At 67.3% G+C, this 19,539-nt stretch carries 17 protein-coding genes; 7 read left to right on the top strand and 10 right to left on the bottom strand.

Annotated features, from left to right (window positions below):
• Nucleotides 1-56 precede the first annotated feature (56 nt).
• Together PJW05_RS09100 and PJW05_RS09095 are read right to left on the bottom strand one after the other, a co-directional pair.
• A complete protein-coding gene (locus PJW05_RS09100; RefSeq protein WP_271411387.1) occupies nucleotides 57-362 on the bottom strand; it encodes a DMT family transporter in 306 nt (101 codons plus the stop codon).
• Nucleotides 363-373: 11 nt separating this feature from the next.
• Complete coding sequence (locus tag PJW05_RS09095; protein ID WP_271411386.1) at nucleotides 374-1,012, bottom strand: FMN-dependent NADH-azoreductase; 639 nt, start codon at nucleotides 1,010-1,012, stop codon at nucleotides 374-376.
• A 138-nt stretch (nucleotides 1,013-1,150) separates the two neighbouring features.
• Here PJW05_RS09095 and PJW05_RS09090 point away from each other — a divergent pair, with 138 nt between their 5' ends.
• The 3 genes from PJW05_RS09090 to mdtI all read left to right on the top strand — a co-directional run bounded on the left by PJW05_RS09090 (nucleotide 1,151) and on the right by mdtI (nucleotide 3,138).
• Nucleotides 1,151-2,032 (top strand): LysR substrate-binding domain-containing protein, encoded by an 882-nt coding sequence (locus PJW05_RS09090; RefSeq protein ID WP_271411385.1) that lies wholly within the window; start codon nucleotides 1,151-1,153, stop codon nucleotides 2,030-2,032.
• Between the two features lie 423 nt (nucleotides 2,033-2,455).
• A complete protein-coding gene (locus PJW05_RS09085) occupies nucleotides 2,456-2,812 on the top strand; it encodes an SMR family transporter (protein ID WP_271411384.1) in 357 nt (118 codons plus the stop codon).
• A complete protein-coding gene (gene mdtI / locus PJW05_RS09080) occupies nucleotides 2,809-3,138 on the top strand; it encodes a multidrug/spermidine efflux SMR transporter subunit MdtI (RefSeq protein ID WP_271411383.1) in 330 nt (109 codons plus the stop codon). The genes PJW05_RS09085 and mdtI overlap by 4 nt, the downstream gene beginning before the upstream one ends.
• Before the next feature lie 262 nt (nucleotides 3,139-3,400).
• Here mdtI and PJW05_RS09075 read toward each other — a convergent pair whose 3' ends face one another.
• Complete coding sequence (locus tag PJW05_RS09075; RefSeq protein ID WP_271411382.1) at nucleotides 3,401-4,960, bottom strand: sigma-54-dependent transcriptional regulator; 1,560 nt, start codon at nucleotides 4,958-4,960, stop codon at nucleotides 3,401-3,403.
• A gap of 260 nt (nucleotides 4,961-5,220) precedes the next feature.
• Here PJW05_RS09075 and phhA point away from each other — a divergent pair, with 260 nt between their 5' ends.
• The 3 genes from phhA (at nucleotide 5,221) to PJW05_RS09060 (ending at nucleotide 7,670) form a co-directional block, all read left to right on the top strand.
• Nucleotides 5,221-6,006, top strand: coding sequence for a phenylalanine 4-monooxygenase (gene phhA, locus PJW05_RS09070; protein ID WP_271411381.1), 786 nt, complete (start codon nucleotides 5,221-5,223; stop codon nucleotides 6,004-6,006).
• 117 nt (nucleotides 6,007-6,123) lie between these two features.
• Nucleotides 6,124-6,480 (top strand): 4a-hydroxytetrahydrobiopterin dehydratase, encoded by a 357-nt coding sequence (locus PJW05_RS09065; protein ID WP_271411380.1) that lies wholly within the window; start codon nucleotides 6,124-6,126, stop codon nucleotides 6,478-6,480.
• A complete protein-coding gene (locus tag PJW05_RS09060; protein ID WP_271411379.1) occupies nucleotides 6,477-7,670 on the top strand; it encodes an amino acid aminotransferase in 1,194 nt (397 codons plus the stop codon). Before PJW05_RS09065 ends, PJW05_RS09060 begins: the two co-directional genes overlap by 4 nt.
• Nucleotides 7,671-7,788: 118 nt before the next feature.
• Here PJW05_RS09060 and arfB read toward each other — a convergent pair whose 3' ends face one another.
• From arfB to ptsP, 4 genes are all read right to left on the bottom strand, one after another.
• Entirely contained in the window at nucleotides 7,789-8,202 is a 414-nt protein-coding gene (gene arfB / locus PJW05_RS09055) for an alternative ribosome rescue aminoacyl-tRNA hydrolase ArfB (protein WP_271411378.1), read from the bottom strand.
• Between the two features lie 99 nt (nucleotides 8,203-8,301).
• Nucleotides 8,302-10,044 carry a fructose-specific PTS transporter subunit EIIC gene (locus tag PJW05_RS09050; protein ID WP_271411377.1) on the bottom strand — a complete coding sequence of 581 codons (1,743 nt, stop codon included), beginning with the start codon at nucleotides 10,042-10,044 and terminating at the stop codon, nucleotides 8,302-8,304.
• Nucleotides 10,041-10,997, bottom strand: coding sequence for a 1-phosphofructokinase (pfkB, locus tag PJW05_RS09045; protein WP_271411376.1), 957 nt, complete (start codon nucleotides 10,995-10,997; stop codon nucleotides 10,041-10,043). The genes PJW05_RS09050 and pfkB overlap by 4 nt, the downstream gene beginning before the upstream one ends.
• The gene (gene ptsP, locus PJW05_RS09040) at nucleotides 10,997-13,858 is read right to left on the bottom strand and encodes a phosphoenolpyruvate--protein phosphotransferase (RefSeq protein WP_271411375.1); all 2,862 of its coding nucleotides are present in this window, start codon (nucleotides 13,856-13,858) and stop codon (nucleotides 10,997-10,999) included. The genes pfkB and ptsP overlap by 1 nt, the downstream gene beginning before the upstream one ends.
• A gap of 204 nt (nucleotides 13,859-14,062) precedes the next feature.
• Between ptsP and cra the strand changes: the two genes are divergently transcribed.
• Nucleotides 14,063-15,046 carry a catabolite repressor/activator gene (gene cra, locus PJW05_RS09035; RefSeq protein WP_271411374.1) on the top strand — a complete coding sequence of 328 codons (984 nt, stop codon included), beginning with the start codon at nucleotides 14,063-14,065 and terminating at the stop codon, nucleotides 15,044-15,046.
• A 374-nt stretch (nucleotides 15,047-15,420) separates the two neighbouring features.
• Here the strand turns inward: cra and feaR are convergent, their stop codons facing one another.
• The 3 genes from feaR to PJW05_RS09020 all read right to left on the bottom strand — a co-directional run bounded on the left by feaR (nucleotide 15,421) and on the right by PJW05_RS09020 (nucleotide 19,454).
• Nucleotides 15,421-16,383: a transcriptional regulator FeaR gene (gene feaR, locus PJW05_RS09030; protein WP_271411373.1), complete on the bottom strand. Its 963-nt coding sequence runs from the start codon at nucleotides 16,381-16,383 to the stop codon at nucleotides 15,421-15,423.
• A gap of 149 nt (nucleotides 16,384-16,532) precedes the next feature.
• A complete protein-coding gene (locus tag PJW05_RS09025; RefSeq protein WP_271411372.1) occupies nucleotides 16,533-17,939 on the bottom strand; it encodes an APC family permease in 1,407 nt (468 codons plus the stop codon).
• A gap of 27 nt (nucleotides 17,940-17,966) precedes the next feature.
• The gene (locus PJW05_RS09020) at nucleotides 17,967-19,454 is read right to left on the bottom strand and encodes an aldehyde dehydrogenase family protein (protein ID WP_271411371.1); all 1,488 of its coding nucleotides are present in this window, start codon (nucleotides 19,452-19,454) and stop codon (nucleotides 17,967-17,969) included.
• Nucleotides 19,455-19,539 lie beyond the last annotated feature (85 nt).

The raw sequence follows: 19,539 nt of genomic DNA, 5'->3' as shown, positions 1-19,539 counted from the left end.
CCCTACGGGACAGCCGCGCTGTCCTTGGCGAATGAATTCGCCCCTGCAAGAAAGCCCTACCTCAGCCCCGCCACCCCGATGATGATCAACACCACCGACACCAGCTTGGCCGGCGTCAGCGCCTCGCCCAGCAGGAGGTACCCCAGCAGCACCGTGCCCAGGGTGCCGATGGCGGTCCAGATGGGGTAGGCGATGCTCACCGGCAGCACGCGCATGGACAGGGTCAGGAACCCGATCCCGGCCACCGCGGCCACGACGACCAGCAGGCTGGGCCAGGGCCGGGTGAAGCCGTCGGCGTACTTCATGCCCATGGCGAACAGCACCTCGAAGACGGCCGCCACCAGCAGGAATATCCAGGCCATGGCCGCGCGCCTCAGAAGGTTTCGGCCAGGTCCGCCAGGGCGCGTTCGGCACGCTGGTAGGACTGCTGGAAGCCTTCGCCGCCGAACTCATCGTCTTCCACCGCCACCACGGTCACGTCGGTGATGCCCATATGGCCCAGCACCAGGCGCAGGTAGGGATCGGCGTGGTTCATATGGGCGTTGGCGCCGCCGGGGCCGTAGCCGTGGTCGCCACGGGTGGTGATGATCAGTGCCTTGCGACCGAGCACCAGCGGGGTGTACGGATTGGCCGGATTGCTCAGGTCCATGCCGAAGGTGCGGCGAACGCGCATGACCTGATCGACCCAGGCCTTCACCCCGCTGGGCACGCCGAAGTTGTACATGGGCGCGGAGATCACCAGCCGGTCGGACGCCAGCAGCTCATCCACCAGCCGGTCGCTGAGCGCCAGGTCGGCCTTCATCACCTCGCTGCGTTCCTCGTTTTCGGGGTGGAAGGCGGCGGCGATCCAGCCTTCGGTCACGGGGGCGATGGCCACCCGCCCCACTTCGCGGCGCAGCACCTGGCGGCCCTCTCCCCGCGCCTGCCAGGCCTTGAGGAAGGCCTCCTGCAAACGGCGGGAATGGGAACGCTCACCACGGGGGCTACCTTGAACGGAAAGAATCGTGCTCATCTCAAACTCCTTGGCGACCGTGCTTCCAGAAGCACTTGAATGGGTGGAAACTCAGGCACCAAGCTATTCACGCGCCCGTCACCGGACAAATGAGCATTAGTTCATCCGACTGAATTCAATTCACCCATGGAGCCTTCCATGTTTGCCAGCCTGCCCCTCACCGCGCTGCGCGCCTTCGAATCCGCCGCGCGCCTGTCCAGCTTCAAGGCCGCCGCCGAGGAACTGGCGGTGACGCCGACCGCCGTGTCCCACCAGATTCGCGGCCTGGAAAGCTGGCTGGGCGTGCCGCTGTTCGATCGCCTGCCCCGCAGCGTGCGCCTGACCACCTGCGGCCAGCGCCTGTTCGGCAGCCTCCACGGCGCCCTGCTGGACGTCACCCAGACCCTCGACCAACTGCGTCCGCAACGCAGCAGCGGCAACCTGACGCTGTCCACCACCCCGGCCTTCGCCGCGCTCTGGCTGATCCCGCGCCTTGGCCGTTTCTACGCCGAGCACCCGGAGATCAACCTGCGCCTGGACACCCGCAACGCGCTGATCGACCTGCACCAGGACGCCAGCGTCGACCTGGTCATCCGCTATGGCACGGGGGACTACCCCAGCCTGCACAGCCAGTGCCTGCTGGATGAGTGCTTCGGCGTCTACGGCGCACCGGCCCTGGTCGAGGGCCTGGGCGACCGCGTGCCGACCCTGATCACCCTCCGTTGGCACAACGCCCTGCTCTTTGAGCTGGGCTGGAAGGCCTGGTGCCAGGCGGCGGGAGAGGAACGCCTGCTGGACATCGCGCCGCAGCGGGAATACGACGAAGAACACTACGCCCTGCAAGCCGCCATCGCCGGCCAGGGCCTGGTGCTGGCCAGCTCCATCCTGGTCTCGGAGAGCCTCGCCAGCGGCCTGCTGGTGCCTTACCGGCCCGACGTCAGCGTGGCCGGCGCGGGCTATTCCACCCTCTGCGTGCCGGGGCGGGAGCGGCACCCACCGGTGAAGGCATTCTTCGACTGGTTGAGCCGGGAGGTGGGGTAGCGGGATCGGACGCGTCGCAGACTTTTGTAGGAGCGAATTCATTCACGAAAGGAGCGCGAAGCGGTCCCGTGTTTCAAGGGCAGGACTGCGTCCTGCAATCGCGAATGAATTCGCTCCCACAGGATTACATCAAGCACCGAACAAAATAACGAACACAAGAACAGCGCGACAAGCCGCCACACCGGCAAATTTGCCTTCACCATGGCATAACGGCTAACATTCCGTTCATTATGTTGAACACAACGATTCACCCTTTCCACTTCGCCCGCCTCGCCTCCCGCGAGCGCCACTGGACCGGCGACCTGTAGCCCCTCCCTCCTCCGTGTTGCCGTGGGATATCGATTCGCCACGGCCAGGACTTCCTGCACATACGCCATTCGCCCACCGGCGAAGGGCCCTGCATTGCCCAAGGGAGGGCACACCATGCGTTCCTGGATCTATCTGCTGGCCGCGATCCTGTTCGAGGTCGTCGGCACCACTTCGATGAAATTCGCCGCCGAACACGCCCCCGTGCTCGGCCTGCTGCTGATGTACGGGCTGATCGGCCTGTCCTATTTCTTCCTCGCCCTGGCGGTCAAGCGCGTGCCGGTCGGCGTGGCCTACGCCCTCTGGGAGGGCATCGGCATCGTGCTGATCACGGCCGTCAGCGTCACCTGGCTGGGCGAGAGCATCGGCCTCTACAAGGCCCTGGGCCTGGCCGTGATGATCGCCGGCATCCTGCTGATCAAGTCCGGCACCCGCGCCGCGCCCGAGTCGCGCCCCCAGGAGGTGCTGGCATGAACGGCGTGACCTGGATTCATTTCGCCTGGCTGGGTGCGGCCATCGCCCTGGAGGTGCTGGCCAACGTCCTGCTGAAGTACTCCGACGGCTTCCGCCGACGCCTGCTGGGCGCCGCTTCGCTGCTCTGCATCCTGGCGGCCTTCACCGCCCTGGCGCAGGCGGTGCGCGGCATCGACCTGTCGCTGGCCTATGCCATCTGGGGCGGCTTCGGCATCCTCGCCACCGTGGCCCTGGGTTCGGTGCTGTTCGGCCAGCGCCTGGCCGGCCGCGGCTGGCTGGGGCTGGGGTTGCTGCTGGTGGGGATGGGCCTTTTGAAGCTGGCGTGAGCGCGCAGCCCCGCTCGTTGGGTTTCGTTCCTCTACCCAACCTACGTCACCGATCAACCGCCGCCCCGTAGGATGGGTAGAGCGCAGCGAAACCCATCGATCTACCCATTGAAAATCGCAGGCAAAAAAAGGGGCGACCATCTGGTCGCCCGCCCAATCATTCCGGGAGAGGAATGTCAGAAACGCTTGTGTCCGCATCACGCAAGATTCAGACAGGGCCCTTTTTACGCGCCCACCTCCGCCCGGACCATTGAACCATGGTCTAACTGTCCTCCTTCCCCAACCCGTGCAGCTTCAGCTTGTTGGCGATGGTGGTATGGGAAACCCCGAGCCGCTTGCCCAGCAGGCGGCTGCTGGGATGCTCGGCGTAAAGCCGCTCCAGCACCGCTTTCTCGAAACGCCCGACGATGGCATCCAGCCCGCCTTCCAGCGAGAAGTCGCCCAGCGGCTGGGGCGCGCCATAGTCGGGCAGGCGGATGTGTTCCGGACGAACGGTGCCGCCGTCGCACAGGGACACCGCTTGGTACAGCACGTTCTCCAGTTGCCGCACATTGCCCGGCCAGTGGTAGTGGCCCAGCTTGTCCAGCACCTGTGGCGCCAATTTCGGCAAGCCGCAGCCGATCTGCCGGCTGGCCGAATCGAGGAAGTGCTCCACCAGCGGCGGCAGGCCATCCAGGCATTCGCGCAGCGGCGGGATGTGCAGCGACAACACGTTGAGGCGGTGGTAGAGGTCCTGGCGGAATTCACCCCGGGCGCAGAGTTCGGAGAGGTCCACCTGGGTGGCGCAGATTACCCGCACATCGAGGTACACCTCTTCGTCACTGCCCACCCGGCGGAAACAACCGTCCTGCAGGAAGCGCAACAGCTTGGCCTGCAGGCGCGGGCTCATCTCGCCGACGCCATCGAGGAACAGGGTGCCGCCGGCGGTGAGTTCCAGCAGGCCCAACTTGCCCTCCGGGCGCGCGCCCTCGAAAGCGCCGGGGCCGTAGCCGAACAACTCGGTCTCGGCCATGGATTCCGGCAGGCCGGCGCAATTCAGCGCCATGAACGGCGACTGTCCGCGCGGGCTGGCCAGGTGGCAGGCGCGGGCCAGCAGCTCCTTGCCGGTGCCGGTCTCGCCTTCGATCAGCAGCGGTGCGTCCAGCGGCGCCATGCGCCGTGCCTCGCGCACCACGGCGGCCATCACCCTGGAGCTCTGGAAGATGCTGTCGAAGCCGCGCAGCTCGTGCTTGCGCACGTTGTAGATGCGCTCGCCCACGCGGTCCGCGCGGTGCAGGGTGAGCACGGCGCCCGCCAGGGCCTCGCTCTCGTCGTGTTCGGATTGCAGCGGCGCGATGTCGGCGAGGAAGGTGTCGCCCTTGACCTTGATGCGCAGGCCGTTGATCCGCGCCTTGTTGGCGCGCACCAGTTCCGGCAGGTCGAAGTCCTCGACATAGCGCGCCAGCGGAATGCCCGGCACCTCGTCCACGCGCACCCCCAGCAACTGCGCGGCGGCGCGGTTGGCAGCGACGATGGAGCCGCCCATGTCGATGGACAGCACGGGGAAATCCAGCGCGCCGAGCAGCGCGTTCAGCTCCAGGTGGCGGCGCTCGCTGGGCATCAGGCCGACGCGCTTGACGCCGAACACCCCGGGAATGGTCTCCAGCTTCGGCCGCAGGGCCTGGAACTGCAGGTTGATCAGGTTCGGGCAGAGCAGGTAGATGGCGTTGCCCTGGTCCCCGCCCACTTCGCCACGGTTGACGTTGATACCGTAGTCGACGAGCAGGTTGAGGATGTCGCGCAGGATTCCCACGCGGTTCTGGCAATGGACTTTGATACGCATCAGGCACCCCTGGGTCGGGTTTTTCCTTGGGTAGTCGAAGAAAGAATCCGTTCTCGACCCACTTTTTCCGTCAAGAATATGTGACATTTCCGCGCGCCGACAAGGCGACACCTGGCCACCCCACGGCTACCGTAAAGTTTTCCTTACGATTTCCCGCACCAGTGCGCGGCGTGCCCGACCGCGCCCCTGCTGCGTCGCGGCCCGGCCTGCGCTATCGATAAAGGCAACACAACAACGAAGCCCCATCCCAGGGAGGCCGAATGAAAGCGACGAAGTACGTGGCCCGCGAACCCGATGCCAACGGTTTCATCCACTACCCGGAAACCGAGCATCAGGTGTGGAACACCCTGATCACCCGCCAGCTGAAAGTGATCGAAGGCCGTGCATGCCAGGAGTACCTGGACGGCATCGAAAAGCTCGGCATGCCCCATGACCGCATTCCGCAGTTGGGCGAGATCAACAAGGTGCTCGAGGCCACCACCGGTTGGCGCGTCGCCCGCGTCCCGGCGCTGATCCCCTTCCAGACCTTCTTCGAACTGCTGGCCAGCCAGCAATTCCCGGTGGCCACCTTCATCCGCACCCCGGAAGAGCTGGACTACCTGCAGGAACCCGACATTTTCCACGAGATCTTCGGCCACTGTCCGCTGCTGACCAATCCCTGGTTCGCCGAGTTCACCCACACCTATGGCAAGCTCGGCCTCAAGGCCAGCAAGGAAGAGCGCGTCTACCTCGCCCGCCTGTACTGGATGACCATCGAGTTCGGCCTGATGGACACCCCGCAGGGCCGGCGCATCTACGGCGGCGGCATCCTCTCCTCGCCCAAGGAGACCGTCTACGCTCTCTCCGGCGAGCCCGAGCACCAGGCCTTCGACCCGCTGGAATGCATGCGCACGCCGTACCGCATCGACATCCTGCAACCGCTGTACTTCGTGCTGCCGGACCTCAAGCGCCTGTTCGACCTGGCCCATGAAGACATCATGGCGCTGGTGCACAAGGCCATGAGCCTGGGCTTGCACGCGCCGAAGTTCCCGCCGAAGGCGGCCTGACCCTTTTCGTAGGTTGGCGCTGAGCCTGCGAAGCCCAACGATCGAGGCTGGAAAGTCCGTGATGTTGGGTTTCGCTTCGCTCTACACCAACCTACTTCCCAATACTGGAGAACGAACATGACCGCCCTGTCCCAAGCCCATTGCGAAGCCTGCCGCGCCGATGCCCCGCTGGTGTCCGACGAAGAACTGGCCGTGCTGATCAAGCAGATCCCCGACTGGAACATCGAAGTCCGCGACGGAATCATGCAGCTGGAGAAAGAGTTCCGCTTCAAGAACTTCCGCCACGCCCTGGCCTTCACCAATGCCGTCGGCGCCATTGCCGAAGCAGAAGGCCACCACCCGGGCCTGCTCACCGAGTGGGGCAAGGTCACCGTGACCTGGTGGAGCCACGAAGCCAAAGGCCTGCACCGCAACGACTTCATCATGGCCGCCCGCACCGACCAGGTGGCGGAAACCGCCGAGGGGCGTAAATGAGCCATTTCGCGTCGATTGGCCGGGTGCCCGGCGACCCCATCCTCGGCCTGATGGACGCCTACCGCCTGGATCCCAACCCGGCCAAGCTCGACCTCGGCGTGGGCGTCTACAAGGACGCCCAGGGCCTGACCCCGATCCCCCATGCGGTGAAGCGGGCCGAGCAACGCCTGGTGGACATCGAAACCACCAAGACCTATGTCGGCGGCCACGGTGACGCCGCCTTTGGCCGCCTCCTGCTGGACCTGGTCCTGGGCACCGGCAACGCGCTGGAAGCCGCCGGCCGCGCCGGCGCCACCCAGACCCCGGGCGGTACCGGCGCCCTGCGCCTGGCGGCGGAGTTCATCGCCCGCAACTTGCCCGGCCGTGGCATCTGGCTGAGCGACCCGACCTGGCCGATTCACGAAACCCTCTTCGCCGGCGTCGGCCTCAACGTCAGCCACTACCCCTATGTGGACACGTCCAACCGCCTCGATGTGGACGCCATGCTCGCGGCCCTGGAGCAGGTTCCGGCCGGCGACGTGGTGCTGCTCCACGCCTGCTGCCACAACCCCACCGGTTTCGATCTGGGCCAGGACGACTGGCGCCGCGTGCTGGAGGTGGTCAAGGCCCGCGAACTGCTGCCGCTGATCGACTTCGCCTACCAGGGCTTCGGCGACGGACTGGAGCAGGACGCCTGGGCCGTGCGCCTGTTCGCCGAGGCGCTGCCGGAACTGCTGGTGACCAGCTCCTGCTCGAAGAACTTCGGCCTCTACCGTGAGCGCACCGGCGCGCTGATAGTCTGCGCCGCCGATGCCGAAAAACTCACCGACGTGCGCAGCCAACTGGCCTTCCTCGCCCGCAACCTCTGGTCCACCCCGCCGGCCCACGGCGCGGCGGTGGTCGCCACCATCCTCGGTGATGCCGCCCTCAAGGCACAGTGGATCGAGGAACTGGACGCCATGCGCCAACGGGTCGCCGGTCTGCGTGCCGGCCTGGTGGAAGCCCTGCAGCCGTACGGCCTGGCGGAGCGCTTCGCGCATATCGGCGAACAGCGCGGCATGTTCTCCTACACCGGCCTGTCGCCGGAGCAGGTGGCACGGCTGCGCGCGGAGTTCAGCGTGTACATGGTGAGCACCGGCCGGGCGAACGTGGCAGGGCTGGACTTCAGCCGCATCGACGACCTGGCGGCAGCCATCGCCAAGGTGTGCTGAAACAGTAGGTGCTGAAGAACGAAGCCCAACATGGAGACCAGCCTGACGCTCCGTCTTGTTGGGTTTCGTTCCTCTACCCAACCTACGGGTGACCGCGGCGCGGTTGATAGGTTGGTGCTCAGTAATCCACCTTCCCCCTTCCGGCCTTGATCGCCCCGCGCTTGGCCTTGCCGTCCAGCCGCCGTTTCTTCGAACCCAATGTGGGCTTGGTCGGGCGGCGCGTCTTTTCCACCTTCGCCACGCTGCGGATCAGCTCTGCGAGCCGCTCCAGCGCGTCGGCGCGGTTCTGTTCCTGGGTGCGGTACTGCTGGGCCTTGATGACGATCACGCCGTCCTGGGTGATGCGGCTGTCGCGCAGCACGAGCAGCCGCTCCTTGTAGAACGCCGGCAAGGACGAGGCGTTGATGTCGAAGCGCAGGTGCAGGGCGCTGGACACCTTGTTGACGTTCTGCCCGCCCGCGCCCTGGGCGCGGATGGCGGTCAGCTCGATTTCGTCATCGGGCAGATGGACGTTGTTGGAGATCAGCAGCATGGGAAAAGCAACGCAATTGTAGGATGGGTAGAGCGGAGCGAAACCCATCACGACGGAGCGATGGGTTTCGCAAGCTCGCGGCACGCCGCCCGACCCATCCTACAAGGTTCCCTCCGCCCGCTGTGAGCCCAACACCATCTCTTGCTCCGCACCGCGCTTGAGCAGGGCGTAGATCACCCCGGTCACCAGGCTGCCGGCGACGATGGCCAGCAGGTAGAGCAGCGCATGGTTGATGGCGTTGGGAATCGCCAGCACGAACAGGCCACCGTGAGGCGCCATCAGCTTGCAGCCGAAGTACATGGACAGGGCCCCGGTCAGGGCGCCACCGGCGATGCTGGCCGGGATCACCCGCAGCGGGTCCTTGGCGGCGAAAGGAATCGCACCCTCAGAGATGAAGCACAGCCCCAGCACCAGCGCCGCCTTGCCCGCCTCACGCTCGCCCTGGGCGAACTTACGGCGCATCAGCAGGGTGGCGATGCCCATGCCGATGGGCGGCACCATGCCGGCCGCCATGGTGGCGGCCATGGGCGCGTAGCTCTGCGACGCCAGCAACCCGACGGAGAAGGCGTAGGCAGCCTTATTGATCGGCCCGCCCAGGTCCACGCACATCATTCCGCCCAGCAGCAGGCCGAGGAGGATGGCGTTGGAGGTGCCCATGTTGTCGAGGAAGTGGGTGAGGCTGGCGAGCATGCCGGCCACCGGCTTGCCTACGACGTAGATCATCACCAGGCCGGTGAACAGGCTGGCCAGCAGCGGGATGATCAGGATCGGCTTCAAGGCCTCGACGCTCTGCGGCAGCTTGAGGTGGCGATTGATCGCCCGCGCCGAGTAGCCCGCGAGGAAGCCGGCGATGATGCCGCCGATGAAGCCGGCACCGAGCGTGCTCGCCAGCAGGCCGCCGATCATCCCCGGCGCCAGGCCCGGACGGTCGGCGATGGAATAGGCGATGTAACCGGCCAGCAGCGGCACCATCAGCTTGAAGGCCGCGTCGCCGCCGATCTGCATCAGCGCGGCCGCCAGGCTGCCCTCCTCCTTGAACGCCTCGATACCGAAGACGAAGGACAGGGCGATCAACAGGCCGCCCGCCACCACCATCGGCAGCATGTAGGAGACGCCGGTGAGCAGGTGCTTGTAGGCGCCCTTGGGTTCGGCCCTGGCCTTCTGCCCTTCCCCGCCGCTGGCGACCTGCAGCACCTGGCCTTCGTCCAGGGCGCGCTTCAGGGTGGACTCGGCCTGCTTGAGGGCGACACCGGTGCCGCAGCGAAAAACCTTCTTGCCGGCAAAGCGCGCGGTGTCCACTTCGATATCGGTGGCCAGCAGCACCGCATCGGCGGCGGCGATGGCCTCGGGGCTCAACGGATCGCGGGCGCCCACCGAGCCCTGGGTTTCCACCTGCAACTCGATTCCCGCGCGTTGCGCCGCCTGCTTCAAGGCCTCGGCGGCCATGAAGGTGTGGGCGACGCCCGTGGGGCAGGCGGTGACCGCCACCAGGCGCGGGCGCGCGGCGGCGACCGCGGTCGCACCCTCTACGGGCTGTTCCTTGGCCTCCACCGCCGCGCGCAGCAGGAAGGCCTCGCTGTCGTGCAAGGCTTCGGCGGGCGTGGCGACGAACACCCGCTTGCCAGCGAAGCGCAACAGGTCCAGCGCCCCGCTCTTCACCACCAGCACCCAATCGGCGGCGTCCAGGGTCGCGGCGGAGAGTTGGCTCTCCGGGTGCTTCGGGTCGACGATTTCGACGCTGGTGCTCCAGCCCAGGCGCTGGGCGGTGGCGTCCAGCAGGCGTGCGCAGAGCACGCTGGTGACCAGGCCGTTGGGGCAGGCGGTGACGAGGGCGAGTTTCATGGGGAGACCTCTTGTTGTTCTGGCAGCGCCTGGACCTGCACGGCGCCTTCGAGCTGTTGCAGTTGCGCGCGGTCGCGGATGCCGAAGCCCACCTGGGTCACCGCCTGGGCGGCGATGGCGGTGGCCTGGCGCAGGGTGCGCTCGGCCGGCCAGCCGCTGAGCAGGCCGTGGACCATGCCGGCGAGCAGGGAGTCGCCGGCACCGACGGTGCTGACCACGCGCACCCGCGGCGGCCGGGCATGCAGGGCAAGCCCCGGACCGAACCAGCTCACGCCGTCGGCGCCCTGGGAAATCACGATGTGCTCGATGCCCTGGGCCCGCAGTTGGGCGGCCTCGGCACGCTGGGCCTGGACGCTGGACAGGTTGCGCGCACCGATCAGCCCCAGCTCGTCGGTGTTCGGCTTGATCAGCCAGGGCGCCGCCAGCAGGCCGTCACGCAGGGCCTCGCCGCTGGTGTCCAGCGCCACCTTGAGGCCGTGGCCCTGAAGCCGGTTGATCAGGTCGGTGAGGAAGTGCGGCTCGACCCCGCGCGGCAGGCTGCCAGCCACCACGGCGAGGTCATGCCCCGGTGCGAGTGCGTCCAGCCGCATCAGCAGCTCGACCTGTGCCAGCGCATTCACCTGCGGGCCGGGGCCGTTGATATCGGTGATGCGGCCATCGGCTTCCGCCAGCTTGATATTGCTGCGGGTTTCCCCCGGCACCCGGACGAAGGCGTCGGCGAAGCCGCGCCGAACGAACAGCGCGTCGAAGGCGTCGGCATTGTCCGCGCCGAGAAAACCGCTAACGGTCAGCTCGTGGCCGAGGTCGGCCAGTACCTGGGCGACATTGATGCCCTTGCCCGCCGCATGGCTGGCCTGCTCCAGGCTGCGATTGACCTGGCCGGCTTCCAGGCGCTCCAGGCGCAGGGTCAGGTCCAGGGCGGGGTTGAGGGTAATGCTGAGAATCCGTGCCATCAGAAACGCTCCGCCAGTTCGCGCACCGCCGCGGCGCTTTCCAGCGCCAGGGCGGCTTCGGCCAGCTCGCGGGCCGCAGTGAGGCTGAACTCGCGCACCCGCGCCTTGACTTCGGCGATGCCGCCGGCGGAGAGGCTCAATTCGTCCACCCCCAGGCCCACCAGGAGCGGCACCGCCACGGGGTCGCCGGCCAGCTCACCGCACACCCCCACCCATTTGCCCCGGGCGTGGGCGGCGCGCACGGTGAGGTCGATCAGTTGCAGCACCGCCGGGTGCAGGCCATCGGCCTGGGCGGAGAGGGTCGGATGGCCACGGTCGATGGCCAGCGCGTACTGGGTCAGGTCATTGGTGCCGATGCTGAAGAAGTCCACCTCGCGGGCCAGCACCGGGGCGATCAGCGCCGCCGAGGGCACTTCCACCATGATGCCCAGCTGCAGGTCGGCCTGGGGAATCTCCGCCGCCACCTGCAGTGCCATGTCCCGCGCCTGACGCCATTCCTCCACGCTGCCGACCATGGGGAACATGATCCGCAGCGGACGCCCCTCGCTGGCCCGCATCAGCGCCCGTAGCTGGGTTTCCATCAGGTGCGGGCGCTGCAAGGTCAGGCGCACGCCGCGCACGCCGAGGAAGGGGTTTTCTTCCTCCGGCACCGGCCAATAGGGCAAGGGTTTGTCGCCGCCCACATCCAAGGTGCGGGCCACCAGCGGACGGCCGTCGAGGGCGTCGAACACACGGCGGTACTCGGCCTCCTGGGTCGCCAGGTCCGGCGCCTGGGGGTGGGCCATGAAGATGAATTCGGTGCGCAGCAAGCCCACGCCCTCGGCCCCCTGGGCCACCGCCTTGGCGGCGGCGCCGCTGTCGCCCAGGTTGGCGCAGATTTCCACCGGGTGGCCGTCGCGGGTGAGCGCGGGTTCCCGCTTGTGGGCGTCGGCCCGTTGCAGGCGACGCTGGCGCCCCTCCTGCTCTTCACGGGCGCGTTGCAGTTGCGCGGCATCCGGCGCCACCACCAGGCGGCCGCGCTGGCCGTCCAGCAGCAGCGGCGTGCGGGGTTCCAGCATCAGCACCGCAGCGCCAGCACCCACCAGTGCAGGAATGCCCAGGGCTCGGGCGACGATCGCGCTGTGGGCGGTGGCGCCGCCACGGGCGGTGAGGATACCGGCCACCCGTTCGCGGTCCAGCCGCGCCACATCCGAGGGCGCCATCTCGTCCATCACCAGGATGTAGGGCTCCTCCGGCTCGGCTACCGCGTCCACGCCGCAGAGCTGCGCCAGCACGCGACGGCCGATATCCCGCAGGTCGGCGGCGCGCTCGGCGAGCAGGGCGTCCTGCAGGCTTTCCTGCTGGGCGGCGGCGCTCTCCACCACCGCCATCCAGGCCGCGGCGGCGCTTTCGCCCTGCTTCAGGCGCGCATCCACCTCGTCCGCCAGCTCCGGGTCGGCAAGCATTTCCAGGTGGGTAATGAAGATGTCGCGGATGGCCTTGGCTTCGCTGCGCAGCACCAATGCCTCGATCTCGCCGCGCACCTGGCCGACGGCCTGTTGCAGGCGTTCGCGCTCGACGCCGGGCGACTCGCCACGCAGCGGGTAGTCGAATTCCTTGCGCAAGTGGACGTGCGCCGGGCCGACGGCGATACCGGGCGCCGCCGGCACGGCCTGCAGCTGGCTGCCGGGTGCCGGCGCGACCAGGGGCTGGGCGGGCGGTTCGTCCTCGACCGGAGCCGTTTCGCCGACAGGCAGCGGCTCCACCTCTTCCCCAAGCCCCTGCTCGATAGCGGTTTTCAGGGCTGGCAGCGCAGCCTCGGCGATGGCCGGCTCGGCGATGATCTCGATGAGCTGGCCACGGCGGATGCCCAGGCTCAGTAACTTGCTCAGGCTCTTGGCCGATACGGCAGCGGCCGCGCCGTCGGCCAGGCGCAGACGGATGTCGCCGTCGAAGGTCTTGGCCAGTTGCACCAGCTCCTTGGCCGGGCGCGCGTGCAGGCCATGGGCGTTGGCCAGCGGCAGGCGCAGGCTCGGCCAGTCCGGACGGGCCTCGCCCCCCAGGGCTTCGAGCACGGCGCGGCGCTGGGTAGCACGGGCCAGCTCGCGGCCGCGCCCCTCGATCAGCAGGGCGCAGAGGCGCTCCAGCAGTGCGAGGTGGGCGTCCCCCAGGCTGGCCAGGCAGAAGAGGCCGTTCAGTGGCTGGCCCTGGTGGCGCAAGGGTTTTTCCGGGGTCAGATAGGCCAGGCCGGGGCGTTCCACACCCTGGTCGCTGTGCAGCCACCAGAGGCCGTCGCCCAGCGGCAGCGCTTCGCCCTGCAACAGGCTGGCGGCGAAGCTGGCGTCGGCACACTCGGCGCGGCGCAGCAACCGGGCCCCTTGCAGGATCAGCTCGTCGCAATCCTCGGCCGCCACGCCCAGGGCGATCAACTGGTCGTCCAGGGCCAGTTCCCGTGGTGCGCCCTGCAGCAGCGCGAGGATGGCTTCCGGGCTTTGCGCACAGCGCAGGTCGGCGCCCAGATCGGCCTCGCCCAGGGCGCGGGTGAGCAGTTGCAGCAGACGCAGGTGTTCGTCGGATTTCGCGGCGATGCCGATGGCCAGGTAAACCATCTGCCCCTCACCCCAGTCCACGCCCTCGGGGAACTGCAGCAGGCGCACGCCGGTGGTGTACACCAGCTCACGGGTCTCGGGAGTGCCGTGGGGAATGGCGATACCCTGGCCGAGGTAGGTGGCGCCTTGCGCCTCGCGCGCCTCCAGTCCGGCCAGGTAGCCCGGTGCCACCAGGCCATCGCCTTCCAGCTGCTCGGCGAGCAGGCGCAGCGCGGACGCCTTGTCCGCCGCCACCAGGCCCATGGAAATCTGCCCTGCGGTCAGTTCGAGCATCGCACCACCTCTCCGGGCCTTGCGCCCTTCTTATCGTTGTCACCTTCCATCAGCAGCGCCTACCAGCCGTCGCGGCGGCTGGTCAAAGCGTAGACAGGACGCCTGCTGAATCGTTTCACTAAACTGAGCTGGCACGTTACTCGATAATCTTCGTTTCTTGAAGCCCGCCCGATGAAACACATCCGCATAACAGGAGTCGTCAACTTGAAACTGAGCGATATCGCCCGCCTGGCCGGTGTGTCGGTGACCACGGCCAGCTACGTGATCAACGGCAAGGCCGAGCAGAAGCGCATCAGCCCGGCCACCGTGGAGCGCGTGCAGGCGGTGGTGGACGAGCACGGTTTCAAGCCCAATCCCCAGGCCGCCGGCCTGCGCAGTCGGCAGACGCGGACCCTGGGTTTCATCCTCCCGGATCTGGAGAACCCCAGCTACGCGCGCCTCGCCAAGCTGCTGGAACAGGGCGCGCGGGCGCGGGGCTACCAGCTGCTGATCGCCAGTTCCGACGACGAGCCGGAGAGCGAACGCCAGTTGCTCAAGCTGTTCCGCGCGCGACGTTGCGATGCCCTGATCGTCGCCAGTTGCCTGCCAGCGGAGGACGACAGCCTGGCGCAACTGCTGGACGCCGGCCTGCCGGTGATCGCCCTGGACCGGGTGCGCGACCCCCGGCGCTTCTGTTCGGTGGTCAGCGACGACCGCGACGCCGCCCGCCAATTGACCCGCAGCCTGCTGCAGACCAAGCCCCGGCGCATCGTCCTGCTCGGCGCCCGGCCGGAGCTGCCCACCAGCGCCGAGCGCAGCGCCGGCTTCCACGAGGCGCTGGCCGGGATGGACTGCGAGGTGCTGGAGGAACAGGGCGAGAGCTTCAGCCGCGAATGCGGCCGACGCCTGATGAGCGAATTGCTGGAACGCGGGGATGAACTGCCGGATGTACTGATCACCACTGCTTACGTGCTGCTGGCCGGCGTGCTGGACGCCCTGCGCGAGCGCGGCGACTGGCCTGGCAGCCTGCGCCTGGGCACCTTCGGCGACACCCAGTTGCTGGACTTCCTGCCGCTGCCGGTGAACGCCATGTACCAGCAGCACGAACTGATCGCCGAACAGGTGCTGGGCCTGGCCCTGGCGGCGGTGGAGAAGGACCTCTACGAACCCGGCGTGCGCGGCGTGGCGCGCCGGCTGAAGGAACGCTAGGGCCTGGCGCTGAGCGCAGCGTGCCCGCAACATCGGGCCTCGCAGGCTCGGCGCCAGCCTACCAACCGCGCCGCGGTCACCCGTAGGTTGGGTAGAGGAACGAAACCCAACAAGGCGCGTGCAACGTGCCCGCAACGTTGGGCCTCGCAGGCTCGGCGCCAACCTACCAACCGCGCCGCGGTCACCCGTAGGTTGGGTAGAGGAACGAAACCCAACAAGGCGCGTGCAACGTGCCCGCAACGTTGGGCCTCGCAGGCTCGGCGCCAACCTACCCACCGCGCCGCGGTCACCCGTAGGTTGGGTAGAGGAACGAAACCCAACAAGACAAAACTTCAGGCTGGCCTCCAAGTTGGGCTTCGCTCCTCCGCGCCAATCTACGAGGGTAACTGGCCGGCGGATGCGTTGGCGCGGTAATCCCTGGGGGATTGGTCGAAGTGTTTCTTGAAGGTGCGGCTGAAGTGCGCCGAATCGGTGAAACCCCAGCGGAAGGCAATGTCGGTGATGGACTCGTGGCGCAAGCGCGGGTTGGCAAGGTCGGAGGCGCTGCGCTTCAGGCGCGAGCGCTGGATGAAGCGGCAGACGCTGTCGCCCTCTTCTTCGAACAGGCGGTAGAGCTGGCGCACCGAGATGTTCAGTTGCCTGGCCAGGAACAAAGGCGTGAGACCGGGCTCGGACAGGGACTGGTCGATCAGGCGCTGCGCCAGGCTGCGCAGGCCGGCCATGTGGGATATGTCCAGCTCACTGGAGGTCTGCCCCGGCTGCTGGCGGAGGGTTGGCCCCAGCAAGGCGATCAGCGCGTCCTGCAGGGCATCGCCCTCCTCCAGGCCGGCGCAGTCATCCAGCTCGCCGCCGCAGATCTGCTCCACCAGGGTCCGCAACACGCGGCCACTGGCGCAGTGCTGGGACAGTTTGCCGAAGGTGGGCCGGCCTTCCGGCATGGACCGGCAAACATCCTCGCGGGACAGGTGGAAGGAGGCGTGCTCGATCAGGCCATGGGGCAGGATTTCGCAGGCCCTGGCCGAATCCATCAGGGCCATCTCGCCCGGCATGAGTTCGATGCTGTCGCCGTTCTGCCGCAGTTGGGCGCGACCGCTGCGCTGAACCACGAGGAAACAGTGGCGATCATCGTCATGGTCGACAGAGGTGCGCTGGCGACTGATCGCGCCGGCGTTGGTGCGGATCTGCGCCACCTCCAGGCCGGAAAGGTCCCGACAAGCGATCTCGCCGATGAACAGGCCATGGCTCAGCGCGGGACGCGACTCGAAGCGGCCGCAGACGCCTCGCAGTTCACGGAGCCAGGAATCGAAATCATGGGAGCGGACAGCTGGGGAAACCATCGGACACCTCCGGGAACGGGCTCAGGCCCGCCTTGTCATTATGGCGACATGATTAACATGTTAATCATGTACCGACAAGCCGCACTCGCCGGGAGGTTGCGGATAGAAACAAGGGCCGCGGCGCGACCCTTCGAACTTGCCATCGAGCCTCAGATATCCGGCTCGAACAACTTGCGCTTCATCACCAGCTTCACCCACAGCGCGGCGATCAGCCCCACCACCAGCAGCACAGCGCCGGTATACAGGTAGACGGTCTGGGTCATTTCCGCTGACGGCGAGTTGTTCAGGGCGATGTAGCCCATGCCGAGGATGCCCACCAGCTGCGGCAACGGATAGAAAGCCGACCTGTAGGGACGCGGCATCTGCGGATGGCGGCGGCGCAGGACGATCACATCGAGGTGGGCGATGATGTACGCCAGCAGCCAACTGGTGGAGGCCGCGATCAGCAGGGTGATGATGGAGTCCGGCCCCATCAGCAGGAACGGCAGCGCGATGATGATGGCGACGAAGACAATGGCCATCCAGGGCGTGCCGAAGCGCTTGTGCAGCACCTTCATCTGCGGGAAGGCCTGGCCGTTCTCCGCCATGCCGCAGAGCATGCGCGGCACCGCGGCGAGCACGGTGTTGACGGTGCTGCAGGTGGCGGTCAGGGCCATCACGGTGGCGATGATCACAGCCCCCTTGCCGAATACGGCGAATACGTAATCGAGGTAGGGCAAGGGCGAAGTGGTCAGGGTCTGCACCGACAGGTAGCGGCTGGCGCCGATACAGAAGACCACGAACAGGCTGAAGGTGATGGTCAGCGAGAGCATCATCGAACGCGGGATATTGCGCTCCGGCCGCCGCACTTCGCCGATCAGCGGGCAGATGAATTCGGCCCCCACCAGCAGCCACATGGCCAGGGTCACCAGGCCGAAGAAGCTGCCATCGAGCACGCCCGCCCAGCTCCAGTCCACATCCGCCACGAATCCCGCCGCCGGCGGTTCCGCCAGTCCGCCCACGGCGCTGACGCCAACCAGCAGCAAGGCCGCCACCATGGCGAAGGTGAAGAAGTTCTGCACCCGGGCGAACACGTCGGTCCCGAGGATATTCAGCAGCGTCAGCACGACGAGAATGCCCAGCGGTACCAGGGTGGCCGGGAAGACGCCGGGGAACAGCTTGTCGAGGATGGCATCCACCAACAGCAGTTCGGCGGACAGGCCGAACATGGCCACTATCACGTAGCCGGCGAACACCGCGACTATGGCTGGAAAGTGACCGAGGGCCTTCTGGGTGTAGGTGGCCAGCGTGCCCGCCTGGGGAAACATCAGCGCCAGTTCGGAAAAGCTCTGCACGTAGCATTGCGCCAGGACAAAGGCCACCGCGAAGGCGGCGAGGAAGCTCAGGCCGCCTAGGCCCATGCCTTGCAGGGCCGACATCATCGCGCCCTGCACCACCACCACACCGATGCAAATGGCGATCATGGTGGCGAAGCCGATACCCTTCCTCGCCGGCCGGGCGGCGTCAGCACTGGCCGGCAGGGCAAGGCCGGCGCCGTTCGGGGAACTCTTGTTCATTGTTGTATTCCTCGCGAGTGGATGAGGTTAGTAGGCGATGCACACCGACTTGCTCTCGGTGAAAGCTTCGATGGCGGCATGGCCCATCTCGCGGCCGAGGCCGGATTGCTTGAAGCCGCCGAAAGGCATGGAAGGGTCCAGCAGGTTGTGGGCGTTGACCCACACGGTGCCGGCCTTCAGCCGCGGGATCAGGCCCATGACCTGCTTCAGGTCGTTGGACCAGATGCTGGCGGCCAGGCCGTAGGGACTGTCGTTGGCCAGGGCGACCACTTCGTCGAGTTCGTCGAAGGCGCTGGCCACCAGCACCGGGCCGAAGATTTCCTCGCGCACCACCTGCATCTCCGGTCGCACATGGGCGATCACCGTTGGCTGGACGAAGAAGCCGCGCTCGCCATGGGTCCCGCCCCCGCAGATGACGCTGGCGCCCTGGGCCCGGCCGCTGTCGACCATGCCCAGTACGCGGCGCTGCTGTTTCGCGGACACCAGCGGGGTGATCTGCGCGCTCGGGTCCATCCCCGGCCCGATGCTGAGGGAAGCGGCGATACCGTGCAGTCGCTCCAGCACCCGGTCGAAGGATTTGCGCTGTACATAGAGGCGCGAGCCGGCGGTACAGACCTGGCCGTTGTTGAAGAAGATCGCCCCTGCTGCACCGGCGGCGGCCTGTTCGAGCGCCGTGTCGTCGAGCACGATCACCGGTGACTTGCCGCCCAGCTCCAGGGTGAAGCGGGTCATGTTTTCCACTGCCGCATGGCCGATCAGCTTGCCCACCGCGGTGGAGCCGGTGAAGGCCAGCTTGTCGATGCCCGGATGGGCCACCAGGGCCGCGCCGGCCTTGGCGCCGACGCCGGTGACGATGTTCACCACGCCAGCGGGAATCCCCGCCTCCAGGCAAAGCTGGCCCAGGCGCAAGGCGGTGAGTGGCGTTTCGTCAGCCGGCTTGAGCACCAGCGTGCAACCGCAGGCCAGCGCCGGCACGATCTTCCACAGGGCCATCAGTAGCGGGAAGTTCCAGGGCACGATGGCCCCCACCACGCCCACCGGTTCCGGCACTGTGTAGGCGCGGTACTTGCCGCCGGGAATGGCGCCGATGGAGACGTCCAGGCTCCTGCCCTCGATCTTGGTGGCCCAGCCGGCCATGTAACGCACGAATTCGACGCCCGAGCCCACTTCGATGGCCCGCGACAGGTTGATCGACTTGCCGTTGTTCAGAGTTTCCAGCTGCGCCAGTTCCTCGCCGTGGGCCTCCAACAGGTCGGCCAATTTCAGCAGCAGGCGCTCCCGGTCCGCCGGTCGCTGCCGCGCCCAACTGCCCTCGAAGGCACGGCGCGCGGCGGCCACCGCCTCGTCCACGTCATCCTTGCCGGCCACCGCGACACGGGCCAGTTCCGCACCCGTGGCAGGGTCGTGCACCGGCATCTCGGCGCCAGACGACGCCGGCCTGGACTGGCCGTCGATCAACAGGCCATGGCGGGCCCGGACGAAGGCCGCAACGCGTGGCTCAAGGGCAATGCTCATCTCGTTTCCTCTTCGTGCTCGGCCACCGCGGCGGCCGAATGAACGGTTAGTCGAGCAGTACTCTGCGACAAACCCGGCGGGCGCT

This window comes from Pseudomonas sp. Q1-7 (genome assembly GCF_028010285.1).
In the GTDB taxonomy this organism is placed as follows: Bacteria; Pseudomonadota; Gammaproteobacteria; order Pseudomonadales; family Pseudomonadaceae; genus Metapseudomonas.
The sequence above is the reverse complement of the archived record's forward strand: the minus strand, read 5'-3'. Positions and strand labels throughout refer to the sequence as shown.